At 38.3% G+C, this 26,107-nt stretch carries 20 protein-coding genes; 4 read left to right on the plus strand and 16 right to left on the minus strand.

The window, feature by feature from the left end; translation table 11 throughout:
* Nucleotides 1-115 precede the first annotated feature (115 nt).
* Nucleotides 116-1,816, minus strand: coding sequence for a methyl-accepting chemotaxis protein (locus ACQKIH_RS16915; RefSeq protein WP_427768031.1), 1,701 nt, complete (start codon nucleotides 1,814-1,816; stop codon nucleotides 116-118).
* Nucleotides 1,817-2,136: 320 nt separating this feature from the next.
* Here ACQKIH_RS16915 and ACQKIH_RS16920 point away from each other — a divergent pair, with 320 nt between their 5' ends.
* Complete coding sequence (locus ACQKIH_RS16920; RefSeq protein ID WP_236706885.1) at nucleotides 2,137-3,063, plus strand: hypothetical protein; 927 nt, start codon at nucleotides 2,137-2,139, stop codon at nucleotides 3,061-3,063.
* 112 nt (nucleotides 3,064-3,175) lie between these two features.
* On the opposite strand, the gene ACQKIH_RS16925 is transcribed toward ACQKIH_RS16920, so the two are convergent.
* From ACQKIH_RS16925 to ACQKIH_RS16965, 9 genes are all read right to left on the minus strand, one after another.
* Complete coding sequence (locus tag ACQKIH_RS16925) at nucleotides 3,176-3,325, minus strand: hypothetical protein (protein WP_057988955.1); 150 nt, start codon at nucleotides 3,323-3,325, stop codon at nucleotides 3,176-3,178.
* Nucleotides 3,326-3,558: 233 nt separating this feature from the next.
* Complete coding sequence (gene guaA / locus ACQKIH_RS16930; protein ID WP_427767989.1) at nucleotides 3,559-5,109, minus strand: glutamine-hydrolyzing GMP synthase; 1,551 nt, start codon at nucleotides 5,107-5,109, stop codon at nucleotides 3,559-3,561.
* Between the two features lie 396 nt (nucleotides 5,110-5,505).
* Nucleotides 5,506-6,816 (minus strand): glutamine-hydrolyzing GMP synthase, encoded by a 1,311-nt coding sequence (guaA, locus tag ACQKIH_RS16935; protein WP_427768032.1) that lies wholly within the window; start codon nucleotides 6,814-6,816, stop codon nucleotides 5,506-5,508.
* Between the two features lie 118 nt (nucleotides 6,817-6,934).
* Nucleotides 6,935-9,076 (minus strand): transglutaminase TgpA family protein, encoded by a 2,142-nt coding sequence (locus ACQKIH_RS16940; RefSeq protein WP_427767990.1) that lies wholly within the window; start codon nucleotides 9,074-9,076, stop codon nucleotides 6,935-6,937.
* Nucleotides 9,073-10,257, minus strand: a complete 1,185-nt coding sequence (locus ACQKIH_RS16945) for a DUF58 domain-containing protein (RefSeq protein WP_057988919.1) — start codon at nucleotides 10,255-10,257, stop codon at nucleotides 9,073-9,075. The genes ACQKIH_RS16940 and ACQKIH_RS16945 overlap by 4 nt, the downstream gene beginning before the upstream one ends.
* The gene (locus ACQKIH_RS16950; protein WP_057988917.1) at nucleotides 10,254-11,198 is read right to left on the minus strand and encodes an AAA family ATPase; all 945 of its coding nucleotides are present in this window, start codon (nucleotides 11,196-11,198) and stop codon (nucleotides 10,254-10,256) included. Before ACQKIH_RS16950 ends, ACQKIH_RS16945 begins: the two co-directional genes overlap by 4 nt.
* Nucleotides 11,199-11,354: 156 nt before the next feature.
* Nucleotides 11,355-11,693, minus strand: a complete 339-nt coding sequence (locus tag ACQKIH_RS16955; protein ID WP_427767991.1) for a hypothetical protein — start codon at nucleotides 11,691-11,693, stop codon at nucleotides 11,355-11,357.
* A 158-nt stretch (nucleotides 11,694-11,851) separates the two neighbouring features.
* Nucleotides 11,852-12,679 carry an ammonia-dependent NAD(+) synthetase gene (nadE, locus tag ACQKIH_RS16960; protein WP_427767992.1) on the minus strand — a complete coding sequence of 276 codons (828 nt, stop codon included), beginning with the start codon at nucleotides 12,677-12,679 and terminating at the stop codon, nucleotides 11,852-11,854.
* 22 nt (nucleotides 12,680-12,701) lie between these two features.
* Nucleotides 12,702-14,162 carry a nicotinate phosphoribosyltransferase gene (locus ACQKIH_RS16965; protein WP_427767993.1) on the minus strand — a complete coding sequence of 487 codons (1,461 nt, stop codon included), beginning with the start codon at nucleotides 14,160-14,162 and terminating at the stop codon, nucleotides 12,702-12,704.
* A 224-nt stretch (nucleotides 14,163-14,386) separates the two neighbouring features.
* Here ACQKIH_RS16965 and ACQKIH_RS16970 point away from each other — a divergent pair, with 224 nt between their 5' ends.
* The 3 genes from ACQKIH_RS16970 (at nucleotide 14,387) to ACQKIH_RS16980 (ending at nucleotide 16,898) form a co-directional block, all read left to right on the plus strand.
* The gene (locus ACQKIH_RS16970) at nucleotides 14,387-15,112 is read left to right on the plus strand and encodes an ABC transporter ATP-binding protein (RefSeq protein WP_427767994.1); all 726 of its coding nucleotides are present in this window, start codon (nucleotides 14,387-14,389) and stop codon (nucleotides 15,110-15,112) included.
* Nucleotides 15,109-15,858, plus strand: coding sequence for an ABC transporter permease (locus tag ACQKIH_RS16975; RefSeq protein ID WP_427767995.1), 750 nt, complete (start codon nucleotides 15,109-15,111; stop codon nucleotides 15,856-15,858). The genes ACQKIH_RS16970 and ACQKIH_RS16975 overlap by 4 nt, the downstream gene beginning before the upstream one ends.
* A gap of 68 nt (nucleotides 15,859-15,926) precedes the next feature.
* Complete coding sequence (locus tag ACQKIH_RS16980; protein ID WP_427767996.1) at nucleotides 15,927-16,898, plus strand: proline dehydrogenase family protein; 972 nt, start codon at nucleotides 15,927-15,929, stop codon at nucleotides 16,896-16,898.
* A gap of 89 nt (nucleotides 16,899-16,987) precedes the next feature.
* On the opposite strand, the gene ACQKIH_RS16985 is transcribed toward ACQKIH_RS16980, so the two are convergent.
* The 6 genes from ACQKIH_RS16985 to ACQKIH_RS17010 all read right to left on the minus strand — a co-directional run bounded on the left by ACQKIH_RS16985 (nucleotide 16,988) and on the right by ACQKIH_RS17010 (nucleotide 26,022).
* Nucleotides 16,988-17,593 carry a response regulator gene (locus ACQKIH_RS16985; RefSeq protein WP_057988904.1) on the minus strand — a complete coding sequence of 202 codons (606 nt, stop codon included), beginning with the start codon at nucleotides 17,591-17,593 and terminating at the stop codon, nucleotides 16,988-16,990.
* Nucleotides 17,590-18,726, minus strand: coding sequence for a sensor histidine kinase (locus tag ACQKIH_RS16990; RefSeq protein WP_201785020.1), 1,137 nt, complete (start codon nucleotides 18,724-18,726; stop codon nucleotides 17,590-17,592). The genes ACQKIH_RS16985 and ACQKIH_RS16990 overlap by 4 nt, the downstream gene beginning before the upstream one ends.
* A gap of 88 nt (nucleotides 18,727-18,814) precedes the next feature.
* Nucleotides 18,815-19,849 (minus strand): Delta(5) desaturase DesA, encoded by a 1,035-nt coding sequence (gene desA / locus ACQKIH_RS16995; protein ID WP_427767997.1) that lies wholly within the window; start codon nucleotides 19,847-19,849, stop codon nucleotides 18,815-18,817.
* Nucleotides 19,850-20,157: 308 nt separating this feature from the next.
* Nucleotides 20,158-20,670 carry a GNAT family N-acetyltransferase gene (locus ACQKIH_RS17000; RefSeq protein ID WP_427767998.1) on the minus strand — a complete coding sequence of 171 codons (513 nt, stop codon included), beginning with the start codon at nucleotides 20,668-20,670 and terminating at the stop codon, nucleotides 20,158-20,160.
* Nucleotides 20,671-20,756: 86 nt separating this feature from the next.
* The gene (gene metH / locus ACQKIH_RS17005; protein WP_427767999.1) at nucleotides 20,757-24,185 is read right to left on the minus strand and encodes a methionine synthase; all 3,429 of its coding nucleotides are present in this window, start codon (nucleotides 24,183-24,185) and stop codon (nucleotides 20,757-20,759) included.
* The gene (locus tag ACQKIH_RS17010; RefSeq protein WP_057988896.1) at nucleotides 24,178-26,022 is read right to left on the minus strand and encodes a bifunctional homocysteine S-methyltransferase/methylenetetrahydrofolate reductase; all 1,845 of its coding nucleotides are present in this window, start codon (nucleotides 26,020-26,022) and stop codon (nucleotides 24,178-24,180) included. The genes metH and ACQKIH_RS17010 overlap by 8 nt, the downstream gene beginning before the upstream one ends.
* Nucleotides 26,023-26,107 lie beyond the last annotated feature (85 nt).

Consider the following 26,107-nt stretch of genomic DNA (forward strand, 5'->3'; position numbering starts at 1 on the left):
AGCGAAATTAAACAACCAGTCGCCGGTTCAATACCGACAACTGGTTGGATAAATGCTTTTTTGACCTCTGTCTTATATACGGGGGTCAGTCCCTTCTTTGCATGGAGTGTTTTTATTACAGCTTAAATTGCTGCGCTATCTCTTGTAACTCGGCAGATAATTTACCTAATGTTCGTGCGGATGCTGAAATCTCATCCATTGTTGCATTTTGTTCTTCTGCAGCAGAAGCAACAGTTTGCGTTTTTTCCGATGAATTCACCGAAAGTGTCGCGACTTCATCAATATTATTTTTTATGCTAAGTGTATTCGCACTTAATTGTTCAATGACCGCAGAGATATTTTCCGTTTGGCTTGATACGTCTTGCACCATTAATGAAATATTTCGGAAGTTATCCTCTGATTTCTTTACAAGCTCCATTCCATCATTTACGGTAATGGACGATACTTCCATTGCATTAATTGCTTCTGCGACTTCCTGTTGGATCGCTACAATTACTTCACGAATTTGGTTCGCGGCAATCGATGAATCTTCAGCTAATTTTCGCACTTCATCAGCTACTACCGCAAATCCTTTACCCGATTCTCCAGCTTTTGCTGCCTCAATCGCTGCATTTAATGCCAATAAATTCGTTTGATTCGCAATCGTTGTAATCAGTTCAACAATTTGGCTAATTTCCGTTGATTTACCGCTTAATGAATGAACTACTTCTGATGTTGTTTCAGTAGAACTTTGAATATTCGCCATTTGCTGCATCGTTTTATCCATCATAGAAGAACCTAAAGTTGTATATTCTTTAGTTGATATTGCTAAGTCAGCTACAGATTGGACAGAAGCGCTTGCTTGCTCCATTCCTGTCACCATTTCCGATATCGCTTCATTGCTGGTTTGAGCTCCTTGTACTTGCGAATCCGCTCCTTCTGAAACTTCTATCATCGCTTTTGTAATTTGTTCAGTAGCTTTACTCGTTTCTTCTGCACTTGCAGATAGTTCCTCAGATGTTGCTGCTACTGTTCGTATATGACTTTGTAATTGTTCCACTAATGTTTTAAAATTAATCGTCATTTGATTAAAATCAGTTGCTAATTGTCCAATTTCATCATTATTTTTGATTTTCACTGGATCAAGGTTTAAATTTCCATCAGCTAATTCCTTCTCTTGTACTGATAGTAAATCCACCGGAACTTTAATAACGCGAATAAAGAAGTAAATAAGCCTAGTTATTACAATAACCGACAACACGCACATAACAATTAACGAAATAACAACTCTTTGGAAATTTTCCATTCCCGCATCATTAGCAGCATCCGCTTGTTGTTCATGTAAAACAATTAAATAATCGATATCGCTCTTCACTATGGTAAATAGTTCATTACCTTCATACGATTTCTCAATTGCTTGCTCATTTTGTCCAGATTTAGTCAACTGGACAACCTCATTTAAATTCTCATGATAAATAGCCCAGCTAGATTTAAGTTTTTCTAAAGCTTCTTTTCCTTGATTTGTTGTTAGCACACCTTCATACATTTCCACAGTTTCTTCAATTTCTTTTTTCAATGTTTCAATTTCACGTAAATAATTATTTATGAATTCCTTATCCTTAGATAACAGTAATTTTTGTGTCGAAATAAGTATACTGTCTGTTTGGTCATTCACTTGATTTACCATTTTCATTTTAGGCATTACGACATCAACGACTTCTTTTGTATTGCCATTTAATGAAATAACACCAATAAACGAAACTGCACTAATCGTTAAAATAATTAACATAATTGCAGAAAAAGATATACCTAACTTCCTTCCAATCGTCCAACCAATTACATATTATCCATTTTCTAATTAATATTAAAACAACTTTTCTCACGCATATTATACACAATCCACCAACATCGAACGATACGTTTTGACCATAAATAAAAATATAAAGTACTATAAGTCAAAAAATTGTAACACTTAGTACCTTCACTTCATTTCAAATCAAATTAATACTAAAATTCTGTAAGGAATTTCCCTTTATCTCCTTATAAATAGTTGGAACAGAAATTCGTTTTTTTGAACAAGCCTTGTTGCAAGTGGCCTTTGTTGCAGCAAGTTACAGTCATAACAGGCAATAACGCACATACACTTTTATTAGAGAGGTGACAATTTCGAAAAGAATTATCATTAGTATTCTTTTGATTGCCCTAATTATTGGTATCGTGATTATCAGCGTCAATTGGAGTAAAGCAAAGTCTGCTAATTCCGAAGACAAATTAAAAACAGAATTAGCTAAACGTATGGATGACACTAAAAAAGAAAATAAAAAGGTATTTGAGCTATTAACGGAAATTTCAAAGGGGCTAGGAGATAAGGGGTTTAGTCAATTAGGTTTAAGTTATTCTCCTGAAAAGCGTGAATTTACCGTCCAAGTAAAAGATGAGCATTCTATAGAAAAAAGTAAAAAGTCTATCGAAAATTTCATTGTACATACTGCAAAAAAGAACGATTTTAAAAATTATAAAGTAAACTTCCTATCATTGGATCATGATGAATTAAGTGAGGAAGACGTTAAAAGTCGTGAATCGATGAGTGAAATAGCGCATTTGACATCAAAATTATTAGAGGAAAATGGATATAACCGCACTCACTACTCCATGACAGACAAGGAAATACTGATTGAAATAGTCGATGGTAATTTGATTAATAGAGAGGAAATTGAAGAACTTATTGAGAATGCCATTTTCTCAAAAACAAGTAGGCGTTTTACGGTCACAATAAAAGAGGAAAATAAAAACCAAATTCTCGATCAACAATGGCAGCCTATATTTAGTGCCATAATTGACGAAACGAGAAAAGAATTCAAGGAATATCGAGGATTTGCCTACTCATTTCACCCTAAACCATTGCAAATAATCATTAAAACGAACTTAGATAATCGGAAATGGTTCGGGAATTCTGATAGGGCCATTAATCAAATAGAAAATTATATAGAAAAAATAATCACACTAAAAAGAGCTGAACTTGCTATTGAAGAAATACCATACGAAATTATTATCCGTGATAAGGATGATAAGCAAGTGAATTAACGCGTGGTAATGATAGGCGTCATTATAATGATTAACCCTTTAACATCTATTGGGGGAACTTCGAATAAGAAAAACATAGGGAGATTTACACCTTCCTATGTTTTCATTCGTATTATTTATCTGTTTGTTCTTGCTTTTTTTTCAAATACTCCGCACGTATTTTTTCAAGTTGCTGCTTTTTATCAAATTTGGCAGGCTTGTTTTTTTCATGATACTTTGACACGGCCACTTGACCTTTAGTATCCAATTGATATTTCCCCACTTTGTTCACCTACTTTTCTTGTCTTCAAAGAGAATCTATTCAACAAATATAATATACCTTATTTTACTGATGCAAATTTTTTTACTTTTATCATCATCAAAAAAATTGCATATTTTAACTAAAGTAAAAAAACTCTTTTAGTTATTCTTTATAAATAACTAAAAGAGCGTTTAATTTCGGAAATATAAATAGTGATATGGCTAAGTTTATAAGCTGTTTAGTTTATAACTTTTCTACTCCCACTCAATCGTAGCTGGTGGCTTACTCGTAATATCATACAGTACGCGGTTAACGCCTTGTACTTCGTTAACGATACGTACAGAGATTTTTTCTAGGACGTCGTAAGGGATACGTGCCCAGTCAGAAGTCATGCCGTCGATTGATGTTACGCCGCGGATACCGATAGAGTAGTCGTACGTACGACCGTCACCCATTACACCTACTGACTTAATATCAGGTAGGACAGTGAAGTATTGCCAAATTTCGCGGTCAAGACCTGCTTTTGCGATTTCTTCACGTAAAATGAAATCCGATTCGCGCACGATTTCTAATTTTTCTTCTGTGATCGCACCAAGTACACGGATACCTAATCCTGGACCTGGGAATGGTTGACGCCATACGATTTTCTCATCTAAGCCAAGCTCTAGACCTAAAGCACGTACTTCGTCTTTAAATAATGTTTTAAGCGGTTCAATTAACTCAAACTGCATATCTTCTGGTAATCCACCAACATTATGGTGAGATTTAATTGTTTGCGCAGTTGCTGTACCAGACTCGATAATATCTGTGTAAAGCGTACCTTGTGCTAAGTAATCCATACCTTCTAATTTAGAAGCTTCTTCGTCAAATACGTAAATGAATTCGTTACCGATGATTTTACGTTTTTGTTCTGGATCCGAAACGCCTGCTAATTTGCTCATGAAACGCTCACGTGCATCGATTTTGATTAAGTTCATATCGAAATCTTCCGTGAAAGTTTTCATAACTTGCTCAACTTCGCCTTTACGGTTTAAGTTGTGGTCTACAAACATACAAGTTAATTGATCGCCAATTGCTTTGTGAATTAATACAGCTACTACTGAAGAGTCTACGCCGCCTGATAAAGCACAAAGTACTTTTTTGTCGCCTACTTGCTCACGAATTTTCGCGATTTCGATGTCGATGAAGTTTGCCATAGACCAGTCGCCTTTAGCACCACAAACATCAAATACGAAGTTGCGTAATAAGTCGTTTCCGTAAACAGAGTGACGTACTTCTGGGTGGAATTGTACAGCATAAAGTTTACGCTCAACATTTGCCATTGCAGCGATTGGACATGCAGGGCTTGTTGCGATTACTTCAAAACCAGCTGGCACTTCTGTTACATGATCACCGTGGCTCATCCAAACGATTTGTTCTTTTGGTAGCTCACCGAATAATTTGTTATCCGCTGTTACGTTGATTTCTGCTTTACCGTACTCACGTGTTTCCGCGCCTTCCACTTTACCACCTTGCGTATGTGCGATTAATTGCATACCGTAGCAAATACCTAAAATCGGTAAACCTAATTCGAAAATGGCCGGGTCTACTTTGAATGCTTCTTCACCGTATACAGAATTCGGACCGCCTGAGAATACGATACCTGCAACGTTCATTTCCTTAATTTCTTCTGCAGTCGTTGTATGAGGGTGTAATTCTGAAAACACACCAAACTCACGAATACGACGTGTAATTAATTGATTAAATTGACTTCCAAAGTCTAAAACAACTATCTTTTCTTGTTCTTTTAATAAGGGAGTTGACATAATTTCACACCTCTTCTAATGTATTCAAATGCAGTCTACAATCATGAAAAACGCATAGAAACGTGCTCTATGCGTTCACCTCTAGGGAATAGTATCACCCATTAAATCGAGTTGTTCGTTACATTTTATTTTATTATTTTAAACATTAAAAAACGGAAAATCAACTATCAATGCGATTAACTGAGTATTTTTTTTAATAAGCAGCTTAGCAATTAATTTTTTTAGTATCAATTTTAGTTTTACTAAACAAAAAAGCTTGATAAACCTTACATAAGGCTCACCAAGCTTTTCTTATTTTCTATTGTGCGTCTGCCACTTCGCTTTCGACGCAAACACCAGCTTCGCTAGCGCGAAAAATTCCTCCGGTGCAGTAGCTCCTCGAAATTTGGCCGGTGTTTATTCCCACTCAATCGTGCCGCCTGGTTTTGGAGATAAATCATAGCACACACGGTTAACATGCTTTACTTCGTTAATAATACGGTCTGTAATTTTTATTAAAATTGGCCATTCGATTTGTTCGATTGATGCCGTCATTGCGTCAATTGTATTCACTGCACGAATAATTACTGGATATTCGTACGTACGTTCATTGTTGCGAACACCAACTGATTTGAAGTTTGGCACAACCGTAAAGTATTGCCATACTTTTTGATCTAATCCTGCTAACGCAAACTCTTCACGTAAAATCGCATCAGATTCACGTACAGCTTCAAGACGCTCAGGCTCAATTTCACCTAACACACGTACGCCTAATCCTGGACCTGGGAATGGTTGACGATATACCATGTCATGTGGTAATCCTAACTCAACACCACAAGCACGTACTTCGTCTTTGAATAATTGGAATAATGGTTCCACTAACTCAAATTGTAAATCATCTGGTAAGCCACCTACATTATGATGTGATTTAACAACACTATGCGTTTTCGTACCTGATTCTACGATATCTGGATAAATTGTTCCTTGTGCTAAGAAGTCGATACCGTCTTGCTTGCGGGCCTCTTCTTCAAACACGCGGATAAATTCGTTCCCGATAATTTTACGTTTTTCTTCTGGCTCACTTACACCTTTTAACTTACCTAAGAAGCGCTCACTTGCATTTACGTATACAAGATTTTCTTCAAGGTCTTTTTCGAACATAGCGATAACGCCTTCAGATTCGTTTTTGCGCATTAAACCGTGGTTCACGTGCACACAAACTAACTGTTTACCAATTGCTTTAATTAGTAATGCTGCTACAACTGAAGAATCTACGCCGCCTGAAAGCGCTAAAAGCACCTTTTTGTCACCAACTTGTTGGCGAATTAATGCAATTTGATCTTCAACGAAATTTTTCATATTCCAGTTTGCTTCTGCTTTACAAGTATCAAAGACAAACTCTTTTAAGAATGATTTCGTTTCTTCTTCGTTTGGCCATTTATCTAAAGTTTGAGCCGCCTGAGTAGATGGGTGCTCTACACTAATAACAGGAATGTTTAAATTGTAAATTTCATCTAATACGTCGATTGCTTCACCATCAACGATATTATTGACACCACCATTTAAAATAATACCTTTTACTGTTTTTAAATCTTGTATATTTTGCGCCGTAATATCATGCGCATGAATTTCACTATATACACCTAATTCACGAATCCAACGAGCAATCGTTGTATTTTCACTACTACCTAAATCTAATACTAAAATATTATCCTGTTTCAAGTTAATACAGCCTCCTCTTAATTCTATTAATTCTACCTTGTTTCTTATGTTTTACCAAATGTTTTTTGAACTTTGTCGTTTAACAACGAACTAGGCACTATTATTTTAGCATATAAGTATTCAATCAACTGCTCGTACGATTGATTAAATACTCCCAACTTTCTTTTACTTTTGACGTATCGAATTGCCGCGCTTTGCCTGCATAAATAATTTGCTCATACACCGCCGTTAGTTCTGCCATTTTTGTCGTTTCTAACTGTGCATCAACTCGTTTGGCGAACTGTTGAAGCGTTTCATTGTCATTTCGTTTTAAATGAATGCGTTCCAGTTGTTTTATTAATACAAAATAGCCATCCTCGAAAGTTGTCGCATCCTTTAATTTTGACTGGTGTATCTGAACAGCCAATTTCGGCTGCCAACTACCGCGCCTTTTCCACAAAACAATACCAGCTATGAGTAGGATTGCCGCTAAAACATAAAGAAGCCATTGCCATTTCGAAAAATCAATCGTTTTACTTTTGGCAGCTGCTACTTGCTCCTTTTTGTCCTCCTCTTCAGGCTCAGGCACCACATCTTCTTTCTTCTCAAGTTGCTGTGCTACATCATCTTTCGGCGTTTCAACATCATAATTAATGCTAACTGGATTATTAAAACCAATAGTCGGCTCAAATGGGACCCAGCCAACGCCATCGATATACGCTTCTACCCATGAGTGTGCGTCATTATTCGTCACTTGATACCAATGCATACCATTGCTACTTGAAATACGTTCCCCACTAGCAAAACCTTTTACCCAACGTGCTTGAATACCAACAGAACGGAGTAATACGACCATCGACGTGGAGAAATTATCACAATAGCCTAGCTTCGTTTCGAATAAAAATTGATCGACATAATCCTCATCCGCGCTTGGTATTGCAACATTCGTCGTTTCGTACTTAAAATCACCACGTTTAAAATGGGACTCTATTGCGCGGGCCTTGTCATACACACTGTCATAATCAGCTGTAATTTCGTGCGCTAAATCCTTCACACGAGTTGGCAATGTTTCTGGTAGCTGTAAATATCGTTCATTGCCTTTGCTGGACGTCTCCACATCTTTTAATTGGGAAAAACTATAAGACGGCTCTTGATATACAAGCTCATAACCAGTTAGATGCATTTCAACATTAGATGTCTGAATGACCATCTTTTCATTTGCTTGATTAAACTTCAAACTATCATCTACATTATTCAAATTGTAATTCGTCGTTCCATACGCTTGTACTAAAAACGGCTGATTCGTTAGAGGATAAACCGTCACTTTTTCCGCTTCTTTATCACCTGGTAAAATTGAAAATGGGATAGGATCAGATTGCTCAAGAATCATTTCTGAATCCATGTTTGCTGTGCTCTCCCAGCCCTTCGATGTATACGTATCCTTCGTTTCAACACGCCAGTATTGTCTAATTGGGGTTTCCACTTCATAAACAAGCGTATTATCCCCTACGAACGGACCTCCAAGGCTTTCATCATTGTCCCCATAGCCGACTTGCGAAATTGATCCACCAGTATGCCCAATTCCTGCCCAATCTTTAAAATAAGGAACAGGATCCGCCCACTGTGGTTCTGATTTCGGTAAAACAGCGGCAACAACACCTGAAACACCAATAAATACTACAATTGGCGCGACATAGATTAAATAATTGGACCATTTCAACTGCGCATTTGTCGTCTGTATTAAACGTTTTACAAACAATAAAGATGTCATAATTAGCCCTAAAACAACGACTTTTATAATCGCTGTTGTGCCATCATAATCCGTAAATGTATCGAGCGTCGCAATAAAAAATACGGTAAGCACAAAGAAGTAAAAAATGGTAAAACGAACGGTTATCCAATATTGGATTAAATAAATGAGCATCCAAATGAGCACGAATAATAAACTTGTGCGGATAGGATCACTTACTAAAGTCCAATCTCCATTCACTAACACTGTGACATTATATTTTAATTCGTAAGATAAAAACGCCCAATCGGATAACTCACTGTCATTGTAAACATACACTAACGCCCACAAAATAAAGCCCATTTTCAAAAAACAGGATATAAGCAATGGCCAACCTAAATAGCTAAGGATTAAACATAGCGCTATAAATAAACTAAATAAACTAAAATAGCCCGTATCTGTCAGCTGCATAATCGGTACTAACCATTCTCTTACTATCAAAAAGACGATGAGATAAAATAGAAATTGTTCTGCAAGCTCTATGCCGCTGCGTTTCATGAAACATTCACCTCCGCAACCACTTGTTTCTCCGATGCTGGCTTCATAAAAATTACTTGATTGTTATGATGGAATGGCGCTGAGTCCGTTTCATTTCCAATAACAAAACAAATGATTTTTTTAGCATAGTTTGAACTTGAGCTTAATAGTTCTTTCAAATTTGGTGTCAGCTCACCTGTCACAATGACAACGACCGAGCGCATCATCAATTTTTGATCTTCAAGCAGCAGCTTGTCTACACCAAATTGTGCGTCAGACTGAATGGAGACAAGATGCTGCATCATTTTCTCGAATTGGCTCTCCGTTTTAATGACGGGTGCAAAATAGCGATCCATGCCTACACTTAACAGCGAAACATCCCCGCGCTCTTTGACAATCATCCGAATAGAGGAAGCCGTTAAATCAACCACTTGTTCAAAATTTTGTTGTACTGAACGATCAATTAGAAAGAATATATTTTGAGACTGTTTATCCTCAAATTCCTTCGTTCGTAGCTCGCCATTTTTTGCGAAGGATTTCCAGTGTATCCATGAAAAACGGTCTCCAGGTACATATTCTCGAACACCCGTTACCATCGTTGTATCTTTTATTAATGAATGTAATGAAGCCATCGTCCCCTGATCATACTGCATTTTTAAGGGCACTGTGTTTACAGGATATACCTTTGGATAGACAAAGAACATTTGAGGCTTTTCGACTTTTACCTTACGAATTGTCCAGCCAAAAAAGTCAGTACATGTGACGATGATTCCTTGAAAATGATGTTCACCACGTTTTAATTGTTTCAGCTCATAAGACCACTCAAACTCTCGCTTCCAACCAACTAAAAAGAGCTTGCTTGCATTCTCGGTAGATGGTTCATAATAACGGCTATCCATCGGTAGTTCCTCAACCGTTAAGAAGATGACAGGAAACCAGCTTGCATTACGGAATTTGACCGTTACGACGATATTATCTCCGCGCTCAACTCGCTCTTTTGAAAACGTACGAGAAATCTCTGTTATTTTTATTGGCATAGTCGCTAGTAAAATTGAATAAATAACAAATGGGAGTAGCGTAAAAAACAGATACCAACTAACAAAGCCACCTTGGAACATGGCGAAACAGTACGTAATGACTAACAGCGATACGACGGTTACAAGTCTTCCCCCATGTTTAAAAAATTCATTTAGCCGATTCATTGCTGTACGAACCTTTTTACAGGAACAGGTACATAGCGCAACACACTCTCAATTACTTTCTCTTCTGTCGCGCCTTCATAGCGTGCCTCTGGTCTTAAAATTAAGCGATGGCCAAATACAAATTTCGTTAAATATTGCACATCATCCGGAATGACAAATGCGCGCCCTTTCATAAATGCATACGCTTGCGCTGCTTTCATAAGTGCGATTGAGGCACGCGGACTAACGCCTAAATACACTTGTTCATTATGTCTCGTTGTTTGAGCGAGTGATACGATATATTCCTTAATATTATCCTCCACATGAACTTGCTTTACTTGTTGTTGTAATTCAATTAACTGCTCCAGCGAAATGACTGCTTCAATTTGATCGATTGACGATGCTTTTTCTGCTCGACGTAGCACTTCAATTTCTTCTTCTTTTGAAGGATAGCCCATTTTAATTTTCAGTAAAAATCGGTCCAACTGTGCTTCTGGTAGTGGGTATGTCCCCTCATACTCAATCGGATTTTGCGTTGCCATAACGAAAAATGGCTTTGGTAATTGAATTGTCTCCCCGTCTACTGTAACCGAAGCTTCTTCCATACTTTCTAGTAAAGCCGCTTGCGTTTTTGGAGATGTTCGATTAATTTCATCTGCGAGCACGATATTTCCAACAATCGGTCCTGGACGGAATTCAAATTGCAATGTTTTTGGATTATAAACAGACACACCAATAACGTCCGATGGCAACAAATCCGGCGTAAACTGAATTCTCTTAAATGTTGTGCCTAAAGATTTTGAAAGTGCGCGTACCATCATCGTTTTCCCTACACCAGGAACATCTTCTAATAACACATGCCCGCCAGCAAGCAATGAGACAATGCTTAACTCCGCAATCTCTCTTTTCCCTATCATCACTTTTTCAATGTTATTAATAATTTTTTCAATTTGTTCGTTCATAATTTGCCCCCTAGTTAAAAGCTTATATATAAATTCATTGCTTTAAGCATAGCGAAAAGAAAATTTTAGTACAACTGTAAACGTGCGAATATTCAAAATCAATATTAATCAACGAAATACAAAAATCGCCTAACAGTAGATTCGAGTTAGGCGATTTCAAATTGAAGTTTGATAAGTAGTATTCCGCTTTTGTAATTTATTGATGGCATTTACCCTTGTCGTGCGTTGGAACAATTGATTCAGCGTTGTTGCTGAATTAGCGTTGAACTGCATTCCTTTTACGATTAATCGGGCTTTATTTTGTACGAGCTTTTTGGTTTTGGGTGCTGATTTATTTTTCTTTCCATGTTGTTGCTGTAGTTGCTCTCGGGGATCACGAAAAAGATTTTGTCTTCCTCCATCCATTGCTTCTGCAAATAGGATATCAGAATGCATAGCTTTCGCATTGTTACGATAAATACTACTTGTTACGCCGTTAACTCTAGACGTTCTCATTTTTCATCCCTCCCATTAGGTATTTATATCGACAATCTTATCATTTTTTTTAGAAAGATACAGTTATCTAACGTTCTTATTAACTATTTCCATTAATTACGCACAACTATCACCAATAAAAAAAGCGTCCTTATTTTTCGGACGCCTTGTTAATCTATTTATTTCCAAAATATATCAAATATTGTTATTGGTAAATGGCGTTTGTGCATAGAACGGATATAATACCCCTCTAATGTTTGACGCGCTTGTTGTGGAATCGTTTTTCCTTCTAAGTAGTCATCAATTTGATCATATGTCACACCGAGCGCTACTTCGTCTGGCAATGAAGGACGATCTTCTTCTAAGTCTGCTGTTGGCACTTTTAAATACAGATGCTCTGGGCAATTTAAATGCGCTAATATTTGACGACCTTGCCGCTTATTCAATCGGAATATCGGCATTAAATCGGCACCGCCATCTCCAAACTTCGTATAAAAGCCGGTAATAGCTTCTGCTGCATGGTCCGTCCCGAGCACAACCGCTTGATTCATCGCAGCAATTGAAAACTGTACCTTCATACGTTCACGCGCTTTTTCATTGCCTTTTGCAAAGTCACTTAACTCAATACCCGCCATTGCTAATGCTTCAAAGCTCGCATCAACTGCATTCTTTACATTCACCGTGTAAATTTTCGTCGGCTGAATATAATCGAGTGCATCTTGGCAATCTTGTTCGTCAAATTGCATTCCATACGGTAATCTCACTGCCCAAAAAGAATAGCTCGTGGCCTCTTGTTCTTCATTCAATTCATCAACGGCGAGCTGCGCAAGTTTTCCAACTAACGTGGAATCCTGCCCCCCGCTAATCCCTAATACAAAACCTTTTACAAAGGAATATTTTTTTGCATATTCTTTTAAGAAGTCAATTGATTTACGAATTTCTTCCTCTACATGAATGGTAGGTAGAACATGCAATTCTTCAATAATTTGTCGTTGTAATTCATTCACAATCAACACTCCTTATCGCTGCTTAAATTTCCGCAACCATATTGTGTACTTCTTGAATATTACGCATTTTGTTATCCCAGCATTTTTGGCTTAAATCTACTGGATATTCTTCCGGGTTAAGTGCACGCTTATATTCATCCCAAAGCAGCTCTAAATTGCCAATTGCATATTGACGAATGTCTCGTAACGTTGGCGTTTCATAAATAATTTCACCTTGGTCAATTACTTTTACATGCAATTCTTTTGCCTCAAAATTCGTGACAAACTTCGATACGAATGTATGCACCGGGTGGAACATTTTCAGCTTTTCTTCATTTGCTGGATTTTCATCCGCCATCGTAATATAGTCACCTTCAGATTTCCCATTTTTCTTATTAATAATGCGGAAAACCTTTTTTAAGCCAGGTGTCGTTACTTTTTCTGCATTGGCTGAAATTTTAATCGTATCTTGCATTTCACCACATTTGTTTTCAATTGAAACCATTTTATATACCGCGCCTAATGCCGGTTGATCGTAAGCTGTAATTAGCTTTGTGCCAATGCCCCACATATCAACACGTGCCCCTTGCGCTTTTAAATTTAAAATCGTGTATTCATCTAAATCATTCGATACAATGACTTTTGCATTCGGGAATCCTGCTTCATCCAGCATGCGTCGCGCTTCTTTCGATAGGAATGCAATATCACCGCTATCTAAGCGAATTCCGATAAAGTTAATTTTATCGCCAAGCTCTTTTGCTACTTTAATCGCTGTTGGTACACCCGATTTTAACGTATTGTACGTATCTACTAAAAACACGCAATCTTTATGGCGCTTCGCATAGGAATGGAATGCATCATAATCATTTTTATATGCTTGTACCAATGCATGTGCATGCGTACCTGCGACAGGAATATCGAAAATTTTGCCTGCACGAACATTCGACGTCGACTCAAATCCACCGATAATCGCAGCACGAGCACCCCAAATTGCCGCATCCATTTCTTGTGCACGACGCGTTCCAAACTCCATTCCCACTTCATTTTTAATAATTTGCTTAATACGGCTCGCCTTTGTGGCAATAAGCGTTTGGTAATTAACAATGTTTAGTAGTGCTGTTTCAATCAATTGTGCCTCGACTAATGGTGCCTCGATGCGAACAATTGGTTCATTTGCAAAAACTAGCTCGCCTTCAACCATCGAATGCATCGTACCTGTAAAGCGCACATTTTTTAAATACTCGATAAAATCAGCTTTATATTGAAGTTCGTCGCGTAAATAGGCGATATCTGTTTCACTAAATTGAAAGTTTTTTAAATAATTTAGCATACGTTCTAAACCGGCGAACACTGCATAGCCATTGCCAAATGGTAGCTTTCTAAAATACAGCTCAAAAACCGCTTTACGATTATGAATACCATCGGCCCAGTAGCTTTCCGCCATATTAATTTGATATAAATCGGTATGCAACGCTAAACTATCATCTACATACTTTTCACTCATTATTGTTCCCTTCTTCCAAAACATAATTAGTCATAGTATACACTATTTCTTTTTTTTCGAAATATGTAAGGGCTTTATTGTTTATACATACCTCGCAATTATTTCCCAAGAAATACTATTAATAGGTGAAATACATAGAATCACAGTACCCCCTTCTCTTATTTTGCATTCTTCCATTTTACCCATTATGCTTACTAAAAGAGCCATTTACAAAGGAGTACGATATGTTACAACATGCCATTACATTCAATCATATTTCATTCGAAATTAATCAGATGAATCTATTAAAAAATATTTCTGGTACGTTTTATAAAGGCCACATTACAACACTTATCGGTCCTTCTGGTGCAGGAAAAACGACGCTACTCAAAATGTGCAACGGTTTAATTTCTGCGTCACAAGGACAAATTATGATTGAACAAGAACAGATTGAACGGATTGAACCTACCGTATTACGCCGCAGAGTTGGGATTGCCTTGCAGTCTGCACCTCTACTTAAAACTTCTGTCTACGAAAACTTAGCACTTCCACGCAAGTTACAAGAGCAAAAATTGTCAAAAGAAGAGGCATTATCCTTTTTACAAGCAGTGGGGTTAGGAGCGGATTTTTTAATGCGCGAGGCAGCGGATTTATCTGGTGGGCAAAAGCAAAAACTTTCAATTGCTCGAACATTAGTCAATCAATCCGAAGTTCTATTGCTCGATGAAATTACGTCTGCACTGGATCCAAAATCCGTGAGGGAAATTGAAGATTTAGTCGTTCAGTTAAACGAAAAATACGGCGTAACAATTATTTGGATCACCCATAATATCGAGCAGGCAAAAAAACTTGGGCATTTTACATGGATGTTAAAAGAGGGACAATTAATTGAAGCCGCTGCAACCGAGGCATTATTCCAATCGAAAAATCCAGTTGTTCAATCCTTTATCCAGCGGGAGGTTGCATTATGACCTATGCTTCCCTATCCCTTACTTTGCTATTTGTGTTGATTCCACTAGCCTTATCGAAAACCTTAAAACTAGGTTTAGAACGGGATACAATGATTGCTACCGTGCGCTCTGTCGTTCAGCTACTCGCTGTTGGGTACATACTGAATTTTGTTTTCGCATCAGAAAGCGTACTTTATATGCTATTAATGATTTCATTAATGATTGTGGCAGCAACGTTAAACGTACGCAAGAAAGGAAAAAACATACCAGGCATTACGTGGAAACTTGTCGTGACATTACTGTCGGTAGAAGCTGTCATTATGAGTGTGTTACTGGGGCTTCAAATCATGCCTGCAACGGCAAACTTCATCATTCCGATAAGTGGTATGATGATTGGAAACTCGATGGTGTTATGCATTTTATTTTTAAATCGCTTTCAATCAGAAATTGCGGCAAATGAGCATACAATCGAGCTCATTTTATCGCTCGGCGGTACACCAAAGCAGGCGATCCATCAGCAATTAATGGATTCCATCAAAGCCAGTATGATTCCAACAATTGAATCGCAAAAAACAATTGGGCTCGTCCAGTTACCAGGCATTATGAGTGGACAAATTATCGGTGGGGCAAACCCTATTGAAGCCGTACAATTTCAAATTTTAATTATTTTTGCCTTATTAACTTGCGCTACATTATCCTCCATTATTTTGGGGTTTTTAGTGTATCCAACATTATTTAACGAAAGAATGCAGAAAATAGTAGACTAATACACGGAATGATTTACTAAAAACTTATGTGGTATACTTTTTTTACAATGATACAAGGAGATGTTTTCATGGCATTACGCGATTTTTTCATTTCATTATCTGAAAACGAAACACTTAGCAACACAGCACAACAATACGGTTTAAAGCTTGGCGCCCAAAACTTGGTAGCAGGAGTAACGATTCCCGAAGTGCTAAAAAACATTCAAGAACTGAACGCAAATGGTATTTCTTGCACAGTCGATCACTTAACAAATTTTGTAACGGATGAAGTACAAGCAACGAAAGCGAAAAACGATATACTTGTAATGATTGATGCCATTCATGCAAAAGAAGTGGATGCCCATATTTCAGTTCAACCTGCTCAACTTGGGCTCGATATTGATATCGACTTTTGCTATGACAATTTACGAGAAATAGTAGCACACGCTGAAACTTACGGTATTTTCGTCAACATTAATATGGCTGATCACCAGCATCTACAAAAGACATTCGATATGGTTGAAGAGCTTACAAAGTCATTTACTAATGTCGGTACAGTTATTCAAGCTTATTTCCACCGCGCGAAGGAGGATATGGAGCAATTCCATGATTCTCGTTTACGCATTGTAAAGGGTGCTTATAAGGAGTCCGAGGAGATTGCTTATCAAGACCAATTAGATATCGATATTAACTTCATCGAGTTAATTGAGTCTCATTTAGCGCACGGGCAGTTTACATCGATTGCTACACATGATCACAATATGATTAACCATGTAAAATACTTTGCCCTCGAAAATAATATTCCAAAGGACAAATTCGAATTCCAAATGTTTTACGGCTTCCGCAAAGACTTACAGCTAGAACTTGTCCGCGCAGGCTACAAAGTTTGTGTGTATGTCCCTTACGGCAAAGATTGGTACGGCTATTTTATGCGCCAATTAGCAGAGCGTCCACAAAACTTAAATTATGTAACGAAACAAGTATTCAATAAAAAAACGAATACTGTTCTTGCTGTTGCAGCAGGGGCATTCTTATTAGGTCGCTTAACGAAACGTAAATAATCTTGACTACTCTCCCCACCAAAAAAGCTCCATCAGCGCAAATTCACGCAGATGGAGCTTTTTTGCGGGCAAGTAACACCCTTCGTACTTTATTTATTCCAGCCCTTTTCTTTATAACGAGCTATGGCTTCGATTCGATTACCAACGCCGAGCTTCTCTAAAATTGTAGAAATATAGTTGCGCACTGTTCCAGCAGCTAAAAATAACTCTGCTGCAATTTCCTTCGTCGTTTTCCCCTCTGCTATAAGCTCCAGCACTTGGCTTTCGCGCTCTGTCAGTGGATTTTCACTATCATCTTCATATACAAAATCCACAAGCTCTGGCGCGTAAATTCGACGACCATCTACAATGATACGAATGGAGTTAACAAGCTCTTCAATCGGGCTATCCTTTAATAAATAACCACGGACACCTGCTTTTCGTGCACGTTCAAAATAACCAGGACGCGCAAAAGTTGTCAGTATAATAATTTTACAATCACTACCGCGTAACGCTTCGGCAGCATCTAAACCTGTTTTCACAGGCATTTCAATATCCATTATACAAACATCTGGTTGTAATTCCTCGACTAATTCAATGGCCTCTTCCCCATTTTTCGCGAGCCCAACAACTTCTATATCCTCTTCCATACTTAGTAAAGACTTCATCGCACCGAGTAGCATGCCTTGATCTTCTGCTATAACTATACGAATCATTTTTCCATCTCTCCCTTTTGATGCGTAATGGCTAATGGCACTTTAATAATAATGGCCGTTCCTTGATCACATTCAATATCAATCACGCCATTTAAAAATTCAATGCGTTCCTGCATGCCTTTTAAACCATTTCCGCCATTTAAGCGTTTCGAAATGTCTACACCAACACCATTATCTTGAATCGTCATTTTAAACTCATCTTCACTTTGATAAAAGCTAATGCGACAAATCGTGGCTTCACTATGCTTAATAATGTTCGTCACAGCTTCTTTTAAACACATACTAATAACACTTTCAGCAAGCACAGGCATTTTAATGTCGTTTTTATCGCCATTTAAACGAAATTTAATTTGTGCAGCCTTTAAAATTTGCTCTACACGGTGTAACTCTTCTTCAATACGTACTGCGCGCATATCCGCAACAAGCTCACGAACTTCCTTCAATGCCACACTTGCGGCTTGTCGGATATCCTTTATTTCTAATATCGCCTGCTGTGGATCTTTTTCCACTAATCGAGCAGCTAAATCACTTTTCAAACCAATCATTGATAGTTTTTGTCCAAGTGTATCATGTAAATCACGTGCAATTCGTTGACGCTCTTCATGAACCGTTAATTCAGAAATTCGCTCACGAGCGGTTTCGAGTTCCCCTTCTAAATTTTCACGACGCGTTTTCGAATATAGCGTAAATGGTAGGAGGACAACACCTAATACATTGATGATAATAAACGGTGTTTGCGTCAAAAATAAATCAAGGAAAATAAAGTAACCACCTACAATAGATAACACAGTAAAGCCTATATGTAAGCCATACATAATATAAAACCCAACAGATTGTTTAATATTACCGATAAAAAATGCTGTAAACAGCGATAAATAAACATAGCCAAATAGTAAGGTCATCACAATATTGAGCACCATTTGGAAGCTAATCCACATATATTTTAAGCCCGTTCTTGCACGGAACGAAAAATAATGACATAGGAAATAAAATAGAATAAACGCAATGCCCGTAATAATTTGCCACAGCGGAAACGACTGGATAATAAAGAAAAACGGCATAATACAAAAAATTATCCATATATAAATACTTAACATCGGGCTTTTCGGGATGATACTATACCAAGTTTGCATAACAGCCTCAATTCTCTTTTTCATTCATTATAACAAAAGAGGTACCTCATGTTGCATCGTGAGGTACCTTCTTTCTTATACAGAGAACTTATTTTACTAAAGACGTTTTATTTCTTACATTTTCTAATGAAGTTGCTTCTTTAAATGTTACAAAACGATAGTTCTCAGGATCATATAATTTATAACGAAGCGATTCTAAGCTTGTTTTTAATGTAATCGTAGTCGCTTGTTGTAATGGTTTGATTGATTCATGCGCATCTTCTAATTTGTAATTTGGTACACGTGGTGATAAATGATGCACATGGTGGAAGCCGATATTCCCTGTAAGCCATTGTAAAACTTTTGGTAATTTATAATATGAACTACCTTCTACTGCAGCTTTTACATAATCCCAATCTTTGTCATACTCAAAATATGCATCTTCGTACGTATGTTGAATATAGAATAACCAAATGCCTAACGCACCTGCAATAAATAATGTTAAGCCGTGCACTAATAAGAATGTAGACCAGCCAAATATCATGATTAGAGTTGTACAAATTGCTACTAATGCAATGTTCATGAAGTACGTATTTAAACGCTCTTTACGTTTTGCATCTTTACGGTTAAGACGATTTAATACGAGCACCATAAATAGTGGACCTAAACCAAACATTACGATTGGATTACGATATAAACGGTAGCCTAAACGACTTAGCTTCGATTTTTCTAAGTATTCATCAATTGTTAACATATCGATATCGCCAATGCCACGCTTGTCTAAGTTCGCACTTGTTGCGTGGTGAATCGTATGCTCACGTTTCCATTTTTCATATGGGAACGATGATAATAACCCTGTAAGATTCCCAACAACCGCATTCGCTGTTTTGTTTTTGAAAAATGAACCGTGCGTACAATCATGAAAAATAATAAACGAACGAATGACAAATCCTGAAGCTACCACACTACATAATGCCGTAAACCACGGTGAATATTGTAATAAAAAGTACCCTGCTCCCCAGATCAAAAATATCGGTAAAACCGTATTGATTAATTGTTGAATACTCATACGCAGTTCTGATTTTGCAAAAGGTGCTATATCTTTTCTTAACTGTTTTGTTTTTTCTGCATCTGTTAACGCCAAAGTTATCTCCCTCTTTCGTTCAAGTTGTTAATCATATCGTATACAATTTCAGAAAAAACGTGTACGAGCAAACATCATATTTTTTATATGACAGTTGTCATATGACTAGGTACCAATTTAACTTGATTCACCCCCGGCTGAATCAGAGGTACTCAGGCTAAGAACGCCGCATCGTGCGGCAATGCCTGAGTAACCAACATCGTGTTGGCCCAAGCCCCGGCGGATGTCATAGATTTTTTTAGGGAAGTTTTTCGAGCGAGCTCGAAAAAAATCTAGACGCAATTACGCCAAGGCGTAATTGATGAATTTTATTTTTCCTTTGGTTCACTTGGTCCTTCTAAGTTCAACTGATAAAATACTAAATCAAGCCAACGTCCAAATTTATAGCCTGCATTTTGAATCGTTCCGCTATACATAAAATGGAGCTTTTCATGGATATAAATGCTCGCTTTATTTTCACTGTCAATACACGCGACCATTGTCTTCACTTCGTTTTTACGTGCGTGCTCAATAAGTGCATCCATTAACTTCATTGCAATTCCTTTTTTATAATGGTTTTTATGCACATAAACGGAATGCTCGACTGTATATTGATAGGCTGGGTACGCGCGAAATGGACCGTATGCCGCATATCCCGCTACTTCGCCATTGTCTTCATAAACAAATAATGGCTCGCCATTTTGCATTTTTTGCTCAAACCACGTCATACGTTGTACTAATGTTTGCTCCTCATACATATAAATCGCAGTTGAATTTAAAATATTGTCATTCATAATTTCTAAAATCGTTGGTATATCCGCTACCGTCGCTGGTCTAATCATCCATTCATCCTCCTTTAAAGTCAAAACCGCCCCGCAATTTTCGCAGGACGGTATTGGATTAATACGATGTTGTTTAGGGCATCTTTTTAAACATTGAAATAACGTGCATCTGGATGTGCAAATACGATTGCAGATACACTTGCTTCTGGTTCCATCATAAAGCCTTCTGTCAGCTGTACGCCAATATCTTCGGGCTTCAATAATGCAAATAATTTTTCTTGATCTTCTAAATTTGGACAAGCTGGATAGCCGAAGCTGAACCTTTGTCCTTGGTATTTCGCCGCAAAACGGTCGCGCATTGTGAAGTCCGTTGCATCTGGGAAGCCCCACTGATCGCGAATTTCCTGGTGAATACGCTCCGCAAACCCTTCCGCAAGCTCCAGTGCCGTCGCCTGTAGTGCATGGCTCTCTAAAAACTTACCTTCCTCTTTGAGCGTTCTTGCTAAGTCACTTACTCCATGACCTGCTGTTACAACCATTAACGCGATATAATCCATTTCCCCGCTATCTACTGGCTTCAAGAAATCTGCCAAGCATAAAAACGGCTTCACTTGCTGACGAGGGAATGTAAATCGCTTAATTTCCGTCTTTTGATCTTCTGGACTATATACAACGACATCATCACCATCTGATTGTGCAGGGAAAAATTGATACATGCCAGAAGGTGTTAATAAATCGCTACTTAAATATTCATTAACGAGTGTAGTTAATAGCACCGCACGTTCGTCCTGTTCCGCTAACATTTGTTCTAAATTGCCTTTTAGCCCTAAATGATGGCCAATTAATGTACGCATATTCACATAAGGTTGTAAATGCGCTACCGAGTAATTACGCTTCACACGACGTACTAAATCACCTGGTAGGAAAACATCGGCATCTCCAACCGTACGAACTGGTTTTTCTAGTACCGCAACTGGTCGAGCTGCACGCTTTGCATCTGATTCGATTCGTTTTTCACGCGCATCTTTAAGCTCTGCAACAAGCTCCTCACGTTGTTCTGCATTCATTAAACGATTCGCCTGATCTAAACCTTGCATCGCATCTTTCGAATAAATGACAGGTCCATCATACTGCTCAGAAATTTTTGTCTCTGTAAAACGACGTGATAAAGCAGCGCCCCCAACTAAAATCGGAATATCAATGCCCGCTTCCTTGAAATCTTGCGCGGTAATGACCATTTGCTGTGCTGATTTTACAAGCAATCCTGAAAGTCCTACAAAGTCTGGTTTTTCTTTACGGATTGCTTCAATTAACTGTGCTGGTGTTACTTTAATTCCTAAATCAATAACACGGAAACCATTATTACTTAAAATAATATCGACCAAGTTTTTACCGATATCATGTACGTCACCTTTTACTGTCGCCAGTACGAGTGTACCTTTACTTGCGCTCGAATCGCCTTTTTCCATGAACTGCTCTAAATGGGCAACGGCTGCTTTCATGACACCCGCACTTTGCAACACTTCCGCAACAATGAGCTGATTCGCATTAAATAGACGACCTACTTCAGCCATTCCTTCCATCAGTGGACCATTAATAATATCTAACGGTGTCTCAAACTTTTCACGCGCTAAATTTAAATCATCAATTAAGCCTTCCTTCGTACCTTCTAAAATATAATACGCAAGGCGCTCTTCCACTGTTGCAGGAAGTACTTTCACAGCAGTTTCTTTCTTTTTACCACGATAGAAATCTGTAAATACCGCTAATGTTTCATCATTTGTATTAAAAATTAAATCATTCGCAAGTTTAATTTCCTCTTCTGGAATCGAAGCATAGCGCTCTAATTTTTCAGTATTCACAATCGCATAGTCAAGTCCTGCTTGCGTACAGTGGTATAAATACACTGCATTTAACACTTCGCGACCTACTGGGGGTAGACCGAATGATACATTACTAACACCAAGAACAGTTAAGCAATGTGGAAGCTTTTCTTTAATTAAACGAATGCCTTCAATTGTTTCTTCTGCCGCGCCAATATATTGCTCGTCCCCTGTACCAACTGGGAACATTAATGGGTCAAAAATAATATCTTCTGGTGCCATTCCCCACTTTTCCGTCAGTAATTTATATGAACGCTCTGCCACCGCTAGTTTTTGCTCACGCGTAATGGCCATTCCTGTTTCGTCGATTGTCCCAACTACTAGCGCTGCCCCGTATTTTTTCACAAGTGGCATTACCGCATCAAAACGTTCCTCGCCATCTTCTAAGTTAATCGAGTTAATGATCGCTTTCCCTTGTGAAAACTTTAATGCAACTTCCATTACCTTTTCATCCGTCGAGTCAATGACTATAGGCACTTTTACCTTTTTGACAACTTCCTGCATGAAGTTTTTCATATCCTCTACTTCATCACGGTCCGGATTGGCAAGACAAATATCAATGACATGCGCACCATTTTTTACTTGGGCACGTGCAACTTCTGCCGCTTCCTCAAATTTACCTTCAACAATTAAATTTTTAAATTTACGTGAGCCGATTACGTTCGTACGTTCTCCCATAAATAATGGACGCATCGATTCATCATATTGCAACGGTTCAATTCCTGAAATGGAATGCGTATGTGTTTTCTCCCCAGGTTTGCGCGGTTCAAAGCCTGCCACCGCTTCACGGATTGCTGCGATATGTGCAGGTGTCGTACCACAACAACCACCGACAATATTAAGCCAACCTTTTTCTGCGAATCCTTGTAGTTTTTTCGATAACGATTCAGGTGTTTCGTGATAGCACCCTTCTTCATCTGGTAAGCCAGCATTCGGGTAACAGCTAATATAGCCCTTTGATAACTCCGCTAATGAACGAATATGATCCGTCATGAATTCCGGTCCTGTCGCACAGTTTAAGCCTACAGATAGTGGTTGAATATGCTCAATTGAAATATAAAAAGCCTCAATCGATTGCCCTGCAAGTGTTGTTCCCATTGGCTCGATTGTTCCTGAAATCATCACAGGCAGCTCGATTCCTAATTCATCAAATGCACGACGCACGGCAATTGTACCCGCCTTTACATTGAGCATATCTTGAGAGGTTTCAAGTAATAGTAAATCTGAGCCAGCTTCAATCAATGCTTTGGCTTGTACATAGAAATTTTCTTCTAACTCTTCAAATGTAATCCCACCTGTTACAGACAATGTTTTTGTCGTAGGCCCGATCGCCCCTGCAACAAAACGTGGCCATTCTGGTGTCGAAAATTCACGTGACGCCTCTAGTGCAATTTCCACCGCGCGTTTATTAATTTCTACCGCCTTATGCCCAAGGTCGTATTCATTTAATACAAGTGGTGTCGCACCAAATGTATTTGTACAAATGATATCTGAACCGGCTTCTAAATACGCACGGTGAATTTTCCCTAGTACATCTGGTCGCGTTAAAATCAGATTTTCATTGCAGCCATCTAAATCCTCACCGCCGAAATCTTCATAGGTCAAATTTTCATTTTGAAGCATTGTCCCCATCGCACCATCTATTATTAATATTCGTTTTCGTAGTTGTTCTTGGATTGGATGATTAAGCATTTGTATGAGCTCCTTTATATTTCACGTCGAAAGCTTTGATATAATCGATTAATTCTAACGTCATATCGTAGCGTAAGAATGGTGTAATTAAATAAATTCCATTAAAATACTGACAAGCTGTTTCTAAAAGCTCTTTCGCAATTGCAATGCCCTCTTTCGTTGCCGCTTCTTTGTCCTCACCGCAAGCTTCCATACGCGCAAGTACTTCCTCTGACAACTTAATCCCTGGTACTTCATGGTGTAGGAATTCCGCACTTCTAAATGATGTTAAAGGCATAATCCCAATGTATATCGGCGTCTCTAAATGCTTTGTCGCCTCATAAATTTCTTTAATCTTCTCTTTTGTATACACTGGCTGCGATATGAAATAATCCGCACCATGTTCAATTTTCTTTTCTAAACGAGCAACCGCACGTTCTACTACACGCACATTCGGATTGAACGCCCCTGCTACCGAGAAATTCGCCTGCTTACGCAATGTTTTCCCTGTGAAAGAAACACCTTCATTTAATTGTTTCACTAATGAAATTAACTCCATAGATGACACATCATAGACACTCGTTGCCCCAGGGAAGTCGCCCACTTTTGTCGGGTCACCCGTCACCACTAACAGATCATGCAGCTCTAATGCATCTAAACCCATTAAATGTGACTGCAAACCGATTAAATTACGGTCACGGCAAGTTAAATGTGGCAATGTACGAATACCGTGCTGTTTCAAAATAGCCGCCATTGCAATATTACTTATACGCGGAGAGGCAAGGGAATTATCCGCCATCATAATGACATCCGCACCTGCGTTGTATAATTTTTTTGCCCCTTCCACAAAGCCATCAATTTCTAAATGGCGTGGTGTATCTAGCTCTACAATAACTGAACGTTCGCGCTTTGCCTTTACATGTAGTGGCTCTTGCTGACGTGGTTCCGGGACACGCACAAACTCTGTACGGCCTTGCTTCACTTGTTTTTCAGTAATTGGTTTTATATGCGCTAAACGGCTTTTTACTGCCGCAATATGCTTTGGTGTCGTCCCACAGCAGCCACCAATTAAACGAACACCTTGGCCAACTAATTCAACAGCAGCACGTGCAAAATAATCTGCCTCTGACTCATAAACAACACGCCCGTCTTCCACATCTAATAATGAAGCGTTAGGAGATGCAGATAAAAACGCATTTTCCGGAAGTGCTACACCTTCAAATGCTTGAATTGTATGGAATGGTCCTAAGCGACAGTTACTGCCGACAATATCCGCACCTAAAGAAACAAGCTCCGTTAAAGCCGCATTTAATGACAATCCATTTTGCAAAATACCTGGCTCCTGCATCGTCACTTGCGCAATAATCGGTAAATCCGTTAATGTGCGCAATAAATGAACACAATGTGTTAATTCCTCAAAATCATAATAGGTTTCGAGTAAAAAGCCATCTGGTTGCCCTGCAAGAAGTACTTCTGCCTGTTCCTCAAACGCATTTAATATTTCTGCTAATGTCACATCATTTTTTCGAACGCCGCGAATGCCTCCGATTGTTGCTAACACATATTGCCCACCTGGAGCAGCTGCTCGCTTAGCAATTTGAATTGCCGCTTCATTGAATTCTTGCACGCGCTTTTCATAACCGTAGCGAGCAAGCTTAATTGCGTTTGCCCCATATGTATTCGTTTGAATAATGTCCGCGCCCGCTGCAATATACTCACCATGTATTTTTTCAATAATTTCTGGTCGTACAATATTCATTTCTTCATGACAATAATCTAAACCGTAAGAATATAATAATGTGCCAATTGCGCCGTCAGCTGTTAATACATTTGTTTTTAAATCCTCTAATAAACCCATTGTATTCACTCCAATATTCACAGTATTTTCAGTCATTTATTGATATAAAAAAGCCTTCTTTCAAAAACAAAAGAAGGCATTACAC

This window comes from Solibacillus cecembensis (assembly GCF_050272495.1).
GTDB classification, from domain to species: domain Bacteria; phylum Bacillota; class Bacilli; order Bacillales_A; family Planococcaceae; genus Solibacillus; species Solibacillus cecembensis.